The organism is Marinomonas lutimaris (assembly GCF_019426345.1).
GTDB lineage: Bacteria > Pseudomonadota > Gammaproteobacteria > Pseudomonadales > Marinomonadaceae > Marinomonas > Marinomonas lutimaris.
Genome location: NZ_JAHLLW010000008.1, coordinates 58,289 through 74,571 on the forward strand (window position 1 = coordinate 58,289; position 16,283 = coordinate 74,571).

Genomic DNA, 16,283 nt, shown 5'->3' on the forward strand with positions numbered 1-16,283 from the left:
ACACCTTCCATATTAGATTTACGACAAGACAGCGCTACGGAGTGCCTTTATGAAAACACTTGATTTTTACCCTACGACAGAAATAGATGAATTGGCTTGGCCTGAAGAAAACTACGACCTTACAATAGACTCTCCTGCATTACTTTTTTTTACTGATTTTCAAAACAACAAACCTCTGGTCGTTGAATCCACATCATCAGTCTTAAACGTCAAAGAACTTATGCAAAAAGAGCATGTGCGCTTAAAATTTGTCATTGACGAAAATAAGCATTTTATTGGTGTTGTTAGCTCTGACGATATTATCGAGCGCAAAATCGTTCAAAAAGTATCGGAAGGTTTAGAGCGAGCTGAAATCGTTGTCGCTGAACTTATGACAGCTAAAAAGAACCTAAAAGCATTGGATTGGCAGGACATTTCTAAAGCCACCATTTCGGATGTGATCACCGCGCTTAAAAATAACGGCGAACGTCACTGTCTTGTTCTTGATCGTGAAAATCACAAAATCCGCGGTATTTTCTCAGCCAGTGATATTTCTCGTAGATTGCGCCTAAATATCGATATCCAAGAAAAAACCAGCTTCTCTAAAGTATTTACCGCAACACTGTAACATTCCAAAAAGACATTCTTTGATTGTCTGACCTTTTCATAGCCCTTATTGCATATTGTTCATAGGCAATAAGGGCTATTTGGTTTAATGCAGTTCACTTAATCAACTTTTCGATAACATGGTCAAATATATTTACATGCAAAGTCATGCTGTCTCCTTCCTATGAAAACAGTTCTTTCAACATTGGCTCAGGGTTGTTCAAGAAGGCTTTGGTAACTCCGTAATGTTCGGTGTCTTCGTATTTTACTGGATAAATGCCTGTTTTATCGATTTGGTAAATTTTCGCTCCTGGATACGCCATAAGAATCGGTGAATGTGTTGCTATGATAAATTGAGATTGATTATTTATCAGTTGATGCATTCGACTCAATACAGCGAGTTGTCTTGTTGGAGAGAGCGCGGCTTCTGGCTCGTCAAGGAGATAAAGCCCATTTCCGCCGAAACGTTTCAACATAAGAGCGAGAAAAGATTCACCATGGGATTGATGATGCAGCGACTTTCCGCCATAGCTATCTTTAATAAATGGTCCTGGAGAGGGGTCTTCATCTAATTCATCAATATTGGTAGCAACGTTATAGAAGCTTTCTGCTCGAAGGAAAAAGCCGTCTCGGTAGCGTTTAAAGGATTTCGAAAGGCGAAGGTAGCTATGTAGATCCGAATGAGTACTGCGCGTACCGAAGTTGAAGTTTTTGGTGCCGCCTTCTGCGTTGAAGCCAAGACTGACTGCAATGGCTTCGAGCAAGGTGGATTTACCACTGCCGTTTTCCCCAACAAAAATAGTCACAGCTTTATCGAACTCAATAAAATCCAGTTCCTTTACCGCAGGGATAGAGAAAGGGTAAACCTCAAAAGAGTCGATTAAATCTCTTTTAAGTTCGATGGTTTTCAAATATGGCAGCGGTTCCATGCTCATTACTCTTGTTACTTTTTTAAGGGTTGTTCACATACAAAAAAAGCCTCAAGGGAGGCTCTTTTGATGAGTTTTAACATAATAGCAATATAGCGCTAAGCAATCCAAATCTGTTGTACGTTGACAAATTCGCGGATGCCTTGTGGGCCAAGCTCACGTCCATAACCGGATTTACCAATCCCGCCTGATGGCAACCTTGGGTCACTTTTGACGATGCCATTGACGGCAATTTGTCCTGATTCCAGTGTCTCAATGGCTCGGTCTATGGCCACTTGGTTACTGGTCCAAATGCTGGCGCCTAAGCCGTATTCGGTGTCGTTTGCCAACTCCAGCGCTTGATCAATCGTATCAATTGGCGTCACGCTTAACACTGGTCCAAAAGTCTCTTCTTCAAACACTGTCATGCCAGGCTTTACATCAACCAATAACGTCGGCGGATAGAAGAACCCCGAACGAGAGGGTAAGTCTCCGCCTGTTAAACATCGAGCACCAGCTGCGATGCTTTCTGATACTTGGCGATGCAGCTGATCTCGCAAATCTTCTCTCGCCAATGGTCCTAGATTATTACTTTCGTCTCTTGGGTCTCCACATTTGAGTTTGCTAAAGCGTTCTCGCAGTGCTTCACAGACTTCGTTGTAAATTGATTTTTCGACAAACAAACGCTTCACTGAGATGCATGATTGCCCCGCATTGACCATGCGCGATAGGGTAATAATATCGAGGGCTTTTTCCAAATCCGCATCGGCCATCAGAATACAAGGATCAGAACCGCCAAGTTCTAACACGGCTGGTTTTAATCCCGCTGCGGCTTGCGAGGCAATGAATTGTCCCGCCTTGCTAGAACCGGTGAAAGATACAGCTTTCACTTTTGGGTGATCGATCATTTTACTCGCTACCGCGTTTGTTACCGTTAAGTTAGCAACCACACTTTTTGGTACACCAGCTTGATAAAAACATTCGACCAATTTGTTTGCCGTGGCTGGCACATTAGGATCGGCTTTTAGCAGGCAAGTATTGCCCGCCATTAAGGCAGGTGCTAGAAAGCGCAATGCCAACCAAACCGGCGCGTTCCAAGGCAAGATACCCAAAACCGTACCAAGAGGAGGGTATTGCACATAACTGTGGCTTGCGTCCGATTCTAAGGTTTCAGGTGTCAGAAACGCTTCGCCATTGTCAGCGTAATATTCTGCGCACCAGGCGCTTTTTTCCACTTCCGCAACCCCTTCTTTAATCGGCTTGCCCATTTCCAGCGCCATTAAATCGGCCAGTTTGTGTTTGTTTTCTCGCATCGAAGCGGCAACGGCTTTTAATATGGCTGCGCGTTTTGGGTAGCTTGTGGCTTTCCATCCGGAAAAGGCTGCTGCCACCTTATCGATGGCGGAGCGAGCTTCGTCTAGCGTTAAAGCTTCATAAGAAGGTAAAGCTTGCCCAGTCGTCGGGTTAATGCTTTCAAGCGTTGCTGTTTCTAATTTGGCTGCTGTTAACATGGTCACCTCCAATTAGCTGGCCGCTTTTTCGGCTTGCTTGGTGTTCGATTTGGTTTTCTTCGCTTCCTCTTTAGCAGGCAAGGTGCTGGGCTCTTTAACAGATACGCTGCTGGGCAGCTCGATTGCTCTTCTTTCCTGAGGCACTGCTACGCCGGATTTCACTGTGAAGTCGCGATCCATGCTAAAGAAAGAGCGACAACCGTCTTCGGTGATCTCGATAGTGTCTGAAATACCACAGGTTTTATCGCCTTCAATGCCCCACATCCATGGAATCATATGGAAAGTCATACCTGGTTTTAGCACCGCAGAATTACCTTGTTTCAAGCTGATGATATAGCCTTCGTCCCAGCTTGGTGGGAAGGCGATGCCGATAGAGTAGCCAGAGCGCGTAATCAAACTAGCGCCCACTTGGTTGTCCATAATGATATTGCGCACCATGTTATCGACGTCCGACACTGTCATTCCAGGCTGTACCACTCGATGAATTTCATTGAGCGCGCGCTTCATGATTTCTTGAGATTGATACATGGCATCCGATAATTCGCCAAGAATCACTGTGCGCATCATGGCTGTGTGATAACGACGATAACAACCGCCCACTTCTAAAAAGACATGCTCGTTTGGCTGCACCGTGCGGCCTTCAAAAGTGGCGTGACCAATCATGGTTCGTGGGCCAGAGGTGACGTAAGGCATGACGGCAGGCGTTTCACCACCAGCTCGGAACATAGCCGCGGCGATTTCTGCACCAATTTCATTTTCTGTAATACCGGGACGACAAATCTCGATGCCTGCTTTCATGCCAGCTTCTGTCGCCAATGCAGCACGGCGCATTATCATGATTTCTTCTTGAGATTTGCAGATACGGCCTTCTTCGACGATGCCGAAGCAATCCATCAATTTGGCATTTTTCAATGTCGTGTGAATACAATCCTGCTGATAAGCTGGGAAGAAGTAGCTATTGCGTTCGTAACCAATACGCTTGTCAGCTAAACCAAATTCCCGCAGCGCATCAACGAGCATTTGAATCGCATCGCCTGTATCAGGGTAAGGTCGAGTTAGTTCAACCCATGTGCGAGCAAATATATTAGATTCTTCCAACGCTCGGGTGATCATAAAAGGCTCTTTTTCGAGCGGGATCACCAGTGCTTGAAAGAAAGAATAACCCGTGGTTTGGTAATCGGTTAAATAAGTAATGTTTTCTGGGTCTGTGATTACAATCGCATCTAAGCGGCGCTCGGCAATGCGAGCGCGCAATTCACCCAAGCGACGCTGATACTCAGCGAAAGTAAATGTCATATCATCGCGTTCAATCATGCGGCTTCCTCCATTACAAAACGTACGGCATCTTTTAAAATATCCAAACCTACGATTAGATCTGCGTCAGGAATGGTTAATGGTGGAATGATCTTCAACACTCGACCACCACTGCCGCAAGCGCCCAGCATCAGGCCGTTATGGAAACAACGTTGTACGACTTTCGCTGCCACTTCGCCACTGCCCATGTCTAAACCAAGGATTAGACCTTTACCACGCAATTCTTTTGCGCTGTTTTCGCTAACCAGTGGCTCTAACGCATTGCGTACCGTTTTGACTTTTTCTTTAACTTCGTTCATCAGCTTGTCATCGTCAAAGTAGCTTAAGGCCACTTCACCGGCGACGAAGGATAAATTCTGTCCACGGAAGGTGCCGGTGTGTTCGCCTGGTGACCAATGTTTGTCTAAATCAGGGTGTACCAAATTCATTGCCATTGGCGTACCCGCGCCACCAATGCCTTTGGCTAAAGTAATGATGTCTGGATTGATGCCCATGTCATCAAAGCTGAAATACGAGCCAGTGCGCCCGCAGCCCACTTGTATGTCATCGACGATTAGTACAGAACCAAACTCTTTAGCGAGTTTTTCCAGTTTTTGCATCCATTCTTTACTAGCGACATTCACGCCACCTTCTGCTTGGATGGTTTCCACCATGAATGCGGCTGGTGGTTTTATGCCACTGGATGGATCTCGGTATTGGCTTGCTAATGCATCTAATGCTGCAAGTGAAGCCTCTTGGTCGTGCTCTTGGTCGAATAATTCATGGCTGACATGCAGCAAAGGCACACCGGAAGCTTGACGGAAATACTCGTTGGCGGTTGCTGCCAATGCGCCCAACGTCATGCCGTGAAAGCCTTGGCTAAAGGCGACAATGTTGTGTCGTCCTGTGGCGTTACGCGCCAGCTTCATGGCCGCTTCTACCGCGTTGGTGCCTGTCGGTCCCATGAATTGCATGCGATGAGGCATGTTTCTAGGGGTAAGAATGACATCGGTAAACTTCTGCATAAACTTGGCTTTGGCTTGGGTTTGCATATCCAAGCTGTGAAGCACACCATCTTTTTGCATGTAATCGATCATTGCTTCTTTCATGTGTGGGTTATTGTGACCAAAGTTAAGCACCCCAGCGCCAGCGAAGAAATCAATGTATTCCTTACCATCTTCATCAATCTGACGTGAGTTTTTTGCCGTAACAAAAACCGTTGGGTACGTGCGAGCGTAAGCTCGAATGTTGGATTCTCGTTGTTCGAAAATAGTCATGTCGTCTCCTTATGAAACTTCTGTTCACTTGCTGTTTTGTGGTTGTGCTTTTGGTTTTATCGTTTTGGTAGTGATTGATTGGCAAGGCCTGCAAGCTGGCAAAACCAACGACAGACATCGGCAATCAATCGATCATTGAAATCGTAATGTGGACTGTGACAAGCCACGTTGTGACCTGCGCCATCGTCACTGCCTATCAAGGCAAACGCACCGGGAATCGCTTGCAAATAGTAGCTAAAATCTTCCGACGCCATGATTGGTAAGGCTTGTCCGTGATTAAGTGTTTGTTCGCCATAAAGCGATTGCCACACCTCGCGAGCGTTTGTGGCTTGGGCTTTATGATTAATGGTTGCCTGATAGCGCATGTCGTGTTGTACAACGCATTCCACGCCATAAGCCGCTGCAGTTTGCGTGGCGACTTCGGTAATATGTTGATTAATTAGTTGGCGAGTTGCTTCGTCAGGCACACGAATGCTGCCGCTTAATGTCGCCGTTTCTGGAATCACCGTAGGCGCGGTTCCGCCATGTATTTGCGTTACGCTGATCACTGCTGTGGCTTGTGGTGCAATACGTCGACTGACGATTTGCTGTAACGCCACATTCACCGCGCTGGCTGCTAACAAAGGATCGGCGCAGAGTTCTGGTTGGCTGGCGTGCCCGCCACGGCCTTTGAATTCCATGCTGAAAGTTCCATTGCCGCACATGACAATATCGTCAGGACAAGCAATCGTGCCATAAGGCAGAGCGGGCCAGTTGTGCCAGCCGTAAATTTCTCCGACATTTTCCAATGCGCTATCTTTGATCATTTCACGCGCACCGTGAAAACCTTCTTCGGCTGGCTGAAAGATGAGTACCACGGGCTGAGGTAACTCTTTTTCAAATTGTTTTAACCAACGTGCTGTTGCTAGCAGAGTGGCCGTATGTCCATCATGACCACAAGCGTGCATGCAGCCTTGGTTCACCGATTGCCATTCCTTGCCTGTTTGCTCGTCAATTGGCAAGGCATCCATATCTCCACGCAAAGCAATCGCTTTACCTTTAGCGTTTTTGTTCAACCATGCGATGGTTCCTGTATCGGCACAAGTGCGCCATGGAATATCCAAGGCATCGAGCTGGCTGCGAACCAATGATGCAGTGTTTTTTTCTTGCCAACTAAGCTCGGGATGAGCGTGTAACTGCTTACGCAAGTTTTCTGCGAAGATAATATTCTCTTGCCATAAATTCTGCATAACGCCTCCCTTAAAACTCTGTGTAATTTGAAAAACTTCATACAGTAGTAATTAAATATTTATGGTGTTGCAAGAGCGAAAAATAAAAAGAACACCAATAAAAAGTATAAAAGACAGAAAATAAAACATAAAAACATCAAAAAAAACGCTCAAAACAAACACATAGAGAAATATGTAAAAAAATCATAAAAAGCTGAAAATTCACATTTCAATCAATAAAATAGGCGTTTTAGTGTGCTCCAAAAATGCGCGGTAGCGCCCTAAAAATAAGCGTTCAGCTCAAAATTGGCGCTTATAAATAACTGTCATGTCTAATGATTAGTTATGTAAGCGTTTTGATTGATATAAGTTACATATCTAACGATTAGTGTTGTAGTTTTATTTATCTATTGTTGGGCTGATTTATAAAATAAAAGACTAAGGTAATAGAGAAAATAAGAGAGGGAAGAGTAGGTGGGGATAGCATTTTAAAATGAAGAAGTGTTGACGTTGAATAAATATGAATATTGTTTTTAATCTAAAAAATGCACGCTTTATTCGTTTCCTAATTTGGGAATTAAATTATTTTGCTCCCATTTTAAATTGAATTTAAGCTAAGGTAGATCCGTCTTTTTATCTTTCTTAGGTGACTTATGCATAAACTCCCGCCTCGTGCGTTGGAATACCTTAATGCTATTGCTCGGTATAAAACTTTGCGAAAGGCTGCTGCTAGGCTAAATGTTGATCCTTCTGCCGTAAGTCGTTTGTTGTCACAGTTAGAAGAAAGTTTGCTTTTGCCCGTCTGGGATCGAACAAATAACCGCAATCCTATAACGCCTGCAGGCGAGGAGCTGCTTCAGTACTATCGAAAAATGTTTGCCAGCGAGCAAGCCACGTTATCTAGAATCGATGACTTACTAAATTTGAGAACGGGTGAAGTACGAATTGCGGTAGGAGAGGGGATTTTAGGTGATCTTATTTCATCTTCATTGCAGTCATTTTTGGAAAAGCATAAAGGGATTCAACTTTCGGTAGAAATGGCTGGAGCACAAGATGCAGTACAGTTACTTCAGGAGGAGCATATTGATTTTGCGTTAACCTATGCGTCGGTGAATAACCCTAAATTATATTGTCATTTGGAAACCAGTCATCCTCTTGAGCTGATTGTGCCGCCGGGACATGCTCTAACCAAGCAAGAAAACCCTGTTACTTTCCATTCTGTTGCTGAGTATCCATTTGCTCTTCTTGATAAGTCGACTGGTATGGGGCGTTTAGTTACGCTTGCAGAAGAATTGAATCATCTAAAGCTAACGCCGCGTTTGCGAACCAACTCCGTGGCAGCTTTGAAGAATTTTGTGATGTCAGGTCTTGGCATTACTTTTATGCCATTACTAACAGTACGGGAAGAAATTGAACAAGGGAAAATCATTGTTATTCCTATGGAAAGTAATATCTTTTCTCAAGCGAAAGTTCAAGTTTTAAGCATAGAGAGTAGAGAGCTAACTTTGGCTGCTCAGGCTTTATTGAATCATCTTAGCGAAACAATGGAATTCTTAGCCCATAAATAGAGCGATAGGTATTGTTTTATTTTATGTGTTGACTTAATTGCAACGCTTTGGTGCTTGTGATGTCAACAACTCAAGTTTAAGTTGGTTGTGTGGATAATAAAATGATAGAAAAAACACATGACTTTAAATCATAAAGGAACTCAAAAATGACAGTTATCAATCAAATATTAGGTAAAACTCGTTTGTTTAAAGCAATGGCATTAGGAGCGGCGATTTCATCCATGTCGTTTGCCGTCCAAGCTCAAACAATCAACCTAAGTTATAACGGTGCGGCTGATGTAGATAAGAATGCCGTACATTTATTTGCGACAAATCTGCAAAAATTAGTCGATCAGAAAACCAATGGTGAGCTGACCTTAAAGCTTTATCCAAATAGCATGTTGGGTGAAGAGGAAGAGCGCATGGAGCAGGTATTAAATACGCCAAGTCTAAATGTTGCTTCTTTTGGTGGTGTTTCTCCTTTATTTCCTGAAATTTTTGTCAGTGCAATACCTTTTCTATTCAGTGATTTTGATCAAGCCCGTCAGTTTTTTGATGAAGGTAGTTACTGGAAAGCAGTGCAGAGCGAGTTTTATAAGCGCACTGGTGGACACCTAATGGCCGTAGTGGAAGAGGGCGGTTTTCTTGCCTTTACCAATAACAAGCACCCAATTAAATCTCCGAAAGATTTTGAAGGTCTTCGTTATCGTGCCATGGATAAAAGTCAGGTTGCTCTTTACAACGCATTTGGTGCGTCTGGTACGCCAATCCCTTGGACAGAAGTTTATCTTGCACTAAAAACAGGTGTCGCTGATGGTCAGATGAATCCGCCTATGTACATTATTTTAGGCAGTTTATTTGAGGTGCAAAAATACGCAACTTTGGCAAATATCCAATATTCAGACCAGTTCTTAGTAGGTAATGATGAATTGCTAAAAAGCTTATCAGCTAAAGACAAAGCTGCTTTATTAGAGGCTGTGAAAGAGGCTAATGACATCAATAGAAAAGCGGTGCAAAGTCAGGTTGAGTCTCGTATTGCTTTCTTGGAAGAGAAGGGGATGGAAGTATATCGCCCTACGGCTGCAGAGTTAGAAGAGTTTCGTACCGTAGGTCAGCCTTCTTACTTTAAGTGGTTAGAAGAGGAAGGTATTGATCAAAAATGGGTCGATTTAGCATTAAAAGATGTAGGTTTTAAAAAGTAAATCCCATTTAGTTCGGCGCCTTCGGGCGCCGTTACGAGGCAATTATGACCCTGAATTCTATACGTGCATCAGCGTATCGCTTGTTGTTGCTTATATCTGCATCCATTCTCGCTATGAATGTATTGCTTATTTTGTATAGCGTATTTACTCGCTATATTTTAAATCATTCGCCTATTTGGTCGGATGAACTTTCTCGGTATGGAATCATTGCCAGTGTCATGTTGGCGATGTCTTGCGCTTATGTAGACTCCCGGCACATGAGAGTCTCTTTTGTCGAACAAAATGTCGGTCGTACTGCTCGTCATTTGATTCGTATGTATCAATGGTTGGTCGTGTTGTGCGTCTCGCTATTTTTTACTTACGTAAGTGCACGTTACTCAATATCCATGGGCAAGTTTGCCAGTATGAGTCTTGGCGTGAGTAAATCGATTCCTTTGTTATCTGTGCCTATTGGCTTTGGTGCCTTATTTCTGATGGTATTTATACAAGGGCCATTCCCGCAGAATCAAGAGAGGAATGAAGCATGTTGATTGCTATTGTTGTTACCTTTTTAGTGAACATATTATTAGGCGTGCCATTATTCATTTGTCTTTTATTGGCATCATTAATCGGCTTTTATTTTGTCGATTTTTCGTTAGCTTATCGCATGGTTCCACAACAGTTTTTTGGCGGTATTAATTCCTTTGCTTTAATGGCCATTCCGCTCTTTATCTTTGCCGGTAACTTGATGAATTCCTCAGGATTGACGTCACAGTTGATTCGTTTAGCGAACTCATTGGTCGGACATCTACGTGGTGGCTTGGGTTACGTTAATGTGGTCTCTAGCGTGTTTTTTGCCGGTGTGAATGGTTCAGCCGTGGCAGATACCTCTGCTCTTGGGTCGTTGCTGGTTCCCGCGATGAAAAAAGAAGGCTATTCAACTAGCTATGCAGCAGGTTTAACCGCAGCCAGTTCTTTGATTGGGCCGATTATTCCACCCAGTATTTTCATGATTCTTTATGCGTCTTTGACCAATACATCAGTGGGGGATTTGTTTCTTGCAGGCGTCATTCCAGGTCTATTGCTTGGCGGTGCATTTATCGTTATGAATTATCTGTATGCCAGAAAAGCGGGTTTACAAAGTCAAACAGAAAGGTCCAGCTTTAAAGGCATTTTACAGGCTTTTTGGTATTCGGCCCCAGCCTTGATTGCGCCTTTTATCATTGTCTCTAGTATTGTTTTTGGTTTTGTTACGCCTACAGAGTCGGGTGCTTTAATTGTTGCTTACGCTTTGTTGCTGGGTTTGTTGAATCGTAGCTTATCCTTTACCAAGCTTCGTGAAGCTCTGGTTGACACTGCTATTTTGACTGGCACCATCTTTGTCATTATTGCTGCGTCGTCTGTGGTTAGTTGGTTATTGGCTTATGCGCAATTACCGTCGCAGCTTGTTGTCTACTTAGAGCCCTTTAAAAACAACCCAACCATCGTGCTTTTGATCCTCAGTTTGATAACTTTTTTCATTGGTATGTTAATGGAAGAAGTCTCTGCGCTAATGTTGCTGACGCCCGTATTCTTTCCGGTCGCTATTGCCTCTGGAGTGGATCCTGTGCATTTAGGTGTGGTGATTACTATTAATATCACCATCGCATTGATTACTCCGCCAATGGGGGCGTGTGTCTTTGTTGCCGCTGCGGTGAGTAAGATCGAAATCACTGAGATGTTTAAAAGTATTTGGCCGTTTGTGATGGTGGCTATTTTGGCTCAGATCTTTGTGATTTGCTTTCCGAGTTTAACCTTATTATTGCCGAGTGTTTTTAATTGATATGAGCAGTTACAGACCACAAAATCAGATTCCTCCGTCAAATGATTTTTCTTGGGATAATTATAGGCAAATTACCATTGAGGATAACGGGGAAGTATTAATTCCCCTGAGTACATCGAACCGGTTGGTGACGTATCCTTTCTACGCAAAAATGGGTATTGCCAATGCTATTCCAGAGTGTTTTGTGCGGGAAAGTGTGTTTGATAAATTACACCAAGTAACCAAGCTTATGCCGTCTGGTGTAAGGCTAGTTGTGCTAGATGGTTGGCGTCCTTTTTCGGTACAACAATATTTGTTTGATACTTTAATTAACATCTTGAAAAAGTCGTTCCCTACTCATTCTGAACAATATTTGCATGAAAAGGCAAAAAGCCTAGTCTCGCCGCCTAGCACTGATGTTAAAGCTCCCAGCCCACATCTCACAGGAGGATCGGTCGACGTGACCTTGTGTGACGATATGGGGCGTTTTTTGGATATGGGGACTCACTTCGACGAAGCCAGCCAGTATTCATGGACGGATGCACTTGAAGCACCCGGTTGGAACAATAAAGTACCACAGGAGAATCGTCGGATTCTTTATAACGCAATGATCGAAGTAGGTTTTACTAACCTACCTAGCGAGTGGTGGCACTATGATTTTGGCAATCAGTTATGGGCTTATCGTACAAAAAGTGAGAAGGCGATTTATGGCGTAACACGACCAAGAGACATTCTCAAACAATGGGAAAGTGAAATCATAGAAAATGGTTTCATATAGCTTTTTTGGATGTTCCTGTGCAAATAATAAACTTAGTTGCCCTAGATAATCTTTGTTATCTAGGGCAACTATTTGAATAAAACGCTCCTGTATAGTCATTCAAGCGCTTTTACACGAACATTGTCTTTTTTAATTAATCGAATGACTCTATTCATTTTAGTGCTGCTTTATTTGGCTCTATCGAACCGTTGATTCATTTACATACCAGGTATCATTTTTGTGATGGATACCAATGACGATCAGAGCTTCGCGTTTCTCGTAAATACCTTTTCACACAAAGCGAAAGCAACCGTCATGATTGCCATCCCGATAGCCTTGTAAAGCCCCAAAATACTCGTAACCCACGTTTCGACCATTTTTGGCTTGCATGTGTTTGATGTCATACTCAAAACGCTCTGGAGAGAAATCGACAAGATCCTCCTCTTCGTAATGTTTAATAAACAACTCATAGTTGCCCGTGTCATCGGCTTTCAGCATTTCTTGAAGAAATTGCTCCGCAATGTGTTTCTCATTTTTGAGCTCAAGCATAGTCGTATCCTTACTAGAGTTTAAGGCTAAATGAATGCACTAGAGGTTATTATTTCATCATGCTTGGAGCAAATTATTTGGGATAAGCTACTTTTTAAGCACAAAAAAGCCAAGGCCGTATCGACGGTCTTGGCTATTATTGATTAATCCTATAAAGGATTAGGCTGGGTTGGCAGCCACATCCAAGCGTACTCGAAAACGCATAACAGCAAGGCTTGCCAAAACACCTACGCAACAAACAAGCGTGACGTAATACGCAGGAGCTAATGGATCTTCATTTATTAACGTACTCACCACCAGTGGCGTTGTACCACCAAAAATGGCATAAGCCAAATTATAAGAAAACGACAGACCCGTGAAACGAATCGCAGGAGGGAAGCTTTTCACTGCAATCGCAGGGACAACACCCACTAAGCCGACAAAGAAACCAACCAAAGCGTATAATGGAAAGAGCAAGGATGTATCTTGCAGCATAGTGCTATAAAACACCCAATAACTTGCACCAAGACCAACGCTAAAAATTGCCAGTATTGGGCCATTTCCAAAACGATCTGCTAAAGCGCCACATACCAGCGCGCCAATTAAAACGAAAATAATCGCCACGCTATTGGCTTCTAATGATGTTTGAGGATCTAGCTGAATAAGTTTTTGCAGCAAAGCTGGCGTCATCAATATAGTTACCACGATAGCTGCCGTTAAGACCCAAGTAACGGCCATGGAAACCACAACCGAAGGAATATGCCCTTTTAGTACTGTCTTAAGAGGCAGGTCTTCGGCTAACTCTTTACGCTGTTCCATTGCCTTAAAAACTGGCGTCTCGTGCAACCAACGACGTAAATACATAGTCACAAAGCCAGACAAACCACCTAGAATGAAAGGGTAACGCCATGCAAAACTGTGGATCTCTTCCGCTGAATAGACAGCGTGTAAGAAGGTTGTCACCAAGGAACCAATTAAAATACCCGCAACAAGGCCAGCAGACAGCACACCACAAGCGAACCCCACATGACGCTTAGAAACGTGCTCTGTTACAAATACCCAAGCTCCTGGAGCCTCACCACCAATAGCCGCACCCTGTAGAATACGAAACAGCAAAAGCAATAGAGGAGCGGCAATACCAATCGTCTCGTAGGTTGGCATTAAACCAATCGCTAACGTCGGTACAGCCATCAGGAAAATACTCATCATAAACATGCGTTTACGACCAAGTTTATCGCCGAAATGAGCCATGATAACGCCGCCGAGAGGACGGGCTAAGTAACCCGCCGCAAAAATGCCGTAGGTTTGTACTTGGCGAAGCCATTCAGGCATATCGGCAGGGAAGAATAAGCTACCAACCACGTTGGCAAAGTAAACGAAGATGACAAAATCGTAAAATTCTAACGCGCCACCAAGAGCGGACAAACTTAAGGTTTTGGCATCACTTCGATTTAAGCGGCGATGAGGAGCGTTTCCATCATCAGCACTATTGGGCTGAGTGTGTATTTTTGTATTCATGATTATTAGACAACTACTTATTAAGGGCTACTTTTGTTTAAAGAGGACCTATCCAACGCCACTACGATTTTTGTTTTTATTCATGAAAATTCAGACATGAGGGTAGAAAGAGATGTTTTCTGACAGGAATGAGAATTTTACTGGTGGTATTGTGCAAAATAAAGGTGTTTTGACGAATATTGCAGCAACTTCGGAAATACTGACTATTTGGCAAATTTTTTATGCGGACTGATAAGCTGGGATCAATAAAGTCACATGCTCTTTTTATGCTGTTAGCAGCTCTTATCACAGCTTAGACGCTGTTAGAAAAATTTAACCTCTGAACGCGAGCCAACGCATTCCGAACAATTAAAACATGAAAGGGAAGAATGGTTTTAAGGTAAATTTTTCCACCAATATTATGGGGATGAACCCAAGTCGATAAAAATACTCGACCATCTTGAGAAATTACGGAAACCCTAAAGTTCAAATGCTTATCGTTAAACCCAGCGATTAGTTCATGATCATTCTCTGATTCAACTGGGAAAAAACCAACCTTATCGGAGGCTTCCGGTCCATCGCTTGATAATCCAAATTTAGAAACAACAGCATTGCGTATTTTTACCAAGAAGCGTGCCCATCCGGGGAAGTTAGTAATGATTTCCGCTGCTTGGCGTGTAGATAGATTGGACTGAACAGAGTAGCAGTCTATGAAATCCGATTTATTAATACGATCAGTAAGAAGACTGTTTAGAGGAAGTTCCGTTTTTATCACTTTACTCATTGTTAATCATCCTGTTGATTTTAGTACTAGCTAACAGTCTATCTGTGTTTTTGCATACGCTCAGATAGGATATTTCTCCATTCTGGTGCTAATTCATCAATCATAAGTGCTTTGGAAAATATAGCATATGTGTCGTGATAATCCTTATCAAAAAGGGCTCTAAACAAGGTTTTAACGCTCACTGAATTAGGGTGTTTACTGATTTTTTTGACCTCATCACCCGTTTGAATTACACCTTCTTTTATGACTCTGAAATAAACACCAGTGCAATAGCTTTTAGTAAACAGTTTAGGTGCTTTGCTGTTGTTTAAAGCAATGCCGAGTTTATAGCAGGGCACTCTAGGTTGGCTGACTTCTAAAATGCATTCCCCAATACTAAACCTATCGCCAATGTTTATATCGGACTCGTCTAAAGACGATATTGTAAGGTTCTCACCAAAAGCACCTGAGGTTAGGCTGTTGTCGTTAAATGCTCCACGCCAATAATCATAGCGATCATGGGCAAAGGCATACACGGCTTTGTGAATACCTCCATGATTCACTAGGTCCGCTTGCTCATCGCCTTCTATGTTTTCCTTTTTTACGACTAATTTGCCTTGTATAGGCTTTTTTAAAATGCCTGTTTGTATAACCTCGCCGTTATATTCAACGTCTTTTGGCTTGGACACGTTAATGGATACTAGATGCATATTATCTCCGAAAATCGCTTCTTTACTATTAATCAACATTTTTAACCCCAAGAATAATGGCGGCCGAAATCATAAGGGAGCCTGATATTTTGTTGAAATGGCGCCCAATGTTAGACTGGAACTTCTTTGCAAAAATAGCTGCTGACTTGCCATAAAAACATAGGAATAAACCATCTATAAAAAGATACGTGACGCTCAAGGCGATAAACTGTGGCAGCAAAGGCTCTGATGCAAAGATAAACTGAGGGAACAGCGCCGCAAAGAAAATAACGGCTTTAGGGTTGGACGCCGACGTGATAAATCCTTGCCAATACAAAGACCTAATGGAGCGAGACGGAGACGCCTGAAAGCTAGATTTATTCGAAAAAATCAATTTTAGTCCCGAGTAAACAAGATAGGCAACGCCTGCCCACTTAATTACTACAAAAATCTGCTGCGAAGACTGAAGGCTTGCGGCTAAGCCAAGAGAAGCCGCTGTCATTTGCAAAAAGTTAGCGGAAAGATCGCCACAAGCGGTCGCGATTGATTTTTTAAAACCGCTCCCAATGCTGTTAGACAGCATAAGAATATGACTTGCCCCCGGTGGAAACATGAACGCCAACACTGTTCCAAAGTACACTAACCATAATTCAATACTCATAAACCTTACCTGCTGATAATTTACTGGGTGAAGGCATATGCTATTCCAAATCCTAATGGCTTAATTTATTCTATATG

Annotated in this window: 16 protein-coding genes; 6 read left to right on the forward strand and 10 right to left on the reverse strand. The window is 43.0% G+C overall.

Annotation, left to right across the window (positions count from 1 at the left end; all coding sequences use genetic code 11):
- Window positions 1-49 precede the first annotated feature (49 nt).
- Window positions 50-607: a CBS domain-containing protein gene (locus KPL72_RS11100; RefSeq protein WP_212915430.1), complete on the forward strand. Its 558-nt coding sequence runs from the start codon at window positions 50-52 to the stop codon at window positions 605-607.
- 160 nt (window positions 608-767) lie between these two features.
- Here the strand turns inward: KPL72_RS11100 and KPL72_RS11105 are convergent, their stop codons facing one another.
- From KPL72_RS11105 to doeB2, 5 genes are all read right to left on the reverse strand, one after another.
- Window positions 768-1,514: an AAA family ATPase gene (locus tag KPL72_RS11105; RefSeq protein ID WP_249422210.1), complete on the reverse strand. Its 747-nt coding sequence runs from the start codon at window positions 1,512-1,514 to the stop codon at window positions 768-770.
- 98 nt (window positions 1,515-1,612) lie between these two features.
- A complete protein-coding gene (locus tag KPL72_RS11110; protein ID WP_219702767.1) occupies window positions 1,613-3,004 on the reverse strand; it encodes an NAD-dependent succinate-semialdehyde dehydrogenase in 1,392 nt (463 codons plus the stop codon).
- 12 nt (window positions 3,005-3,016) lie between these two features.
- Window positions 3,017-4,318, reverse strand: a complete 1,302-nt coding sequence (gene doeA, locus KPL72_RS11115) for an ectoine hydrolase (protein WP_219702768.1) — start codon at window positions 4,316-4,318, stop codon at window positions 3,017-3,019.
- The gene (locus tag KPL72_RS11120) at window positions 4,315-5,574 is read right to left on the reverse strand and encodes an aspartate aminotransferase family protein (protein WP_219702769.1); all 1,260 of its coding nucleotides are present in this window, start codon (window positions 5,572-5,574) and stop codon (window positions 4,315-4,317) included. Before KPL72_RS11120 ends, doeA begins: the two co-directional genes overlap by 4 nt.
- Before the next feature lie 56 nt (window positions 5,575-5,630).
- Window positions 5,631-6,803 carry a N(2)-acetyl-L-2,4-diaminobutanoate deacetylase DoeB2 gene (gene doeB2 / locus KPL72_RS11125; protein WP_219702770.1) on the reverse strand — a complete coding sequence of 391 codons (1,173 nt, stop codon included), beginning with the start codon at window positions 6,801-6,803 and terminating at the stop codon, window positions 5,631-5,633.
- Window positions 6,804-7,435: 632 nt separating this feature from the next.
- Here doeB2 and KPL72_RS11130 point away from each other — a divergent pair.
- The 5 genes from KPL72_RS11130 (at window position 7,436) to KPL72_RS11150 (ending at window position 12,089) form a co-directional block, all read left to right on the forward strand.
- Window positions 7,436-8,350: a LysR substrate-binding domain-containing protein gene (locus KPL72_RS11130; protein WP_219702771.1), complete on the forward strand. Its 915-nt coding sequence runs from the start codon at window positions 7,436-7,438 to the stop codon at window positions 8,348-8,350.
- A 146-nt stretch (window positions 8,351-8,496) separates the two neighbouring features.
- Window positions 8,497-9,531, forward strand: a complete 1,035-nt coding sequence (locus KPL72_RS11135) for a TRAP transporter substrate-binding protein (protein WP_219702772.1) — start codon at window positions 8,497-8,499, stop codon at window positions 9,529-9,531.
- A 44-nt stretch (window positions 9,532-9,575) separates the two neighbouring features.
- Window positions 9,576-10,061, forward strand: coding sequence for a TRAP transporter small permease (locus KPL72_RS11140; RefSeq protein ID WP_219702773.1), 486 nt, complete (start codon window positions 9,576-9,578; stop codon window positions 10,059-10,061).
- Window positions 10,055-11,332: a TRAP transporter large permease gene (locus tag KPL72_RS11145; RefSeq protein ID WP_219702774.1), complete on the forward strand. Its 1,278-nt coding sequence runs from the start codon at window positions 10,055-10,057 to the stop codon at window positions 11,330-11,332. The genes KPL72_RS11140 and KPL72_RS11145 overlap by 7 nt, the downstream gene beginning before the upstream one ends.
- 127 nt (window positions 11,333-11,459) lie before the next feature.
- Complete coding sequence (locus KPL72_RS11150; protein WP_346729512.1) at window positions 11,460-12,089, forward strand: M15 family metallopeptidase; 630 nt, start codon at window positions 11,460-11,462, stop codon at window positions 12,087-12,089.
- Between the two features lie 270 nt (window positions 12,090-12,359).
- Here the strand turns inward: KPL72_RS11150 and KPL72_RS11155 are convergent, their stop codons facing one another.
- The 5 genes from KPL72_RS11155 to KPL72_RS11175 all read right to left on the reverse strand — a co-directional run bounded on the left by KPL72_RS11155 (window position 12,360) and on the right by KPL72_RS11175 (window position 16,206).
- Window positions 12,360-12,617: a hypothetical protein gene (locus tag KPL72_RS11155; RefSeq protein ID WP_219702776.1), complete on the reverse strand. Its 258-nt coding sequence runs from the start codon at window positions 12,615-12,617 to the stop codon at window positions 12,360-12,362.
- Window positions 12,618-12,776: 159 nt separating this feature from the next.
- Window positions 12,777-14,114, reverse strand: coding sequence for an MFS transporter (locus tag KPL72_RS11160; RefSeq protein ID WP_219702777.1), 1,338 nt, complete (start codon window positions 14,112-14,114; stop codon window positions 12,777-12,779).
- Between the two features lie 292 nt (window positions 14,115-14,406).
- Entirely contained in the window at window positions 14,407-14,877 is a 471-nt protein-coding gene (locus KPL72_RS11165; protein ID WP_219702778.1) for a DUF2867 domain-containing protein, read from the reverse strand.
- A 38-nt stretch (window positions 14,878-14,915) separates the two neighbouring features.
- A complete protein-coding gene (locus KPL72_RS11170; protein WP_249422211.1) occupies window positions 14,916-15,605 on the reverse strand; it encodes an MOSC domain-containing protein in 690 nt (229 codons plus the stop codon).
- Window positions 15,595-16,206, reverse strand: coding sequence for a LysE family translocator (locus KPL72_RS11175; RefSeq protein ID WP_219702779.1), 612 nt, complete (start codon window positions 16,204-16,206; stop codon window positions 15,595-15,597). Before KPL72_RS11175 ends, KPL72_RS11170 begins: the two co-directional genes overlap by 11 nt.
- Between the last annotated feature and the right edge of the window lie 77 nt (window positions 16,207-16,283).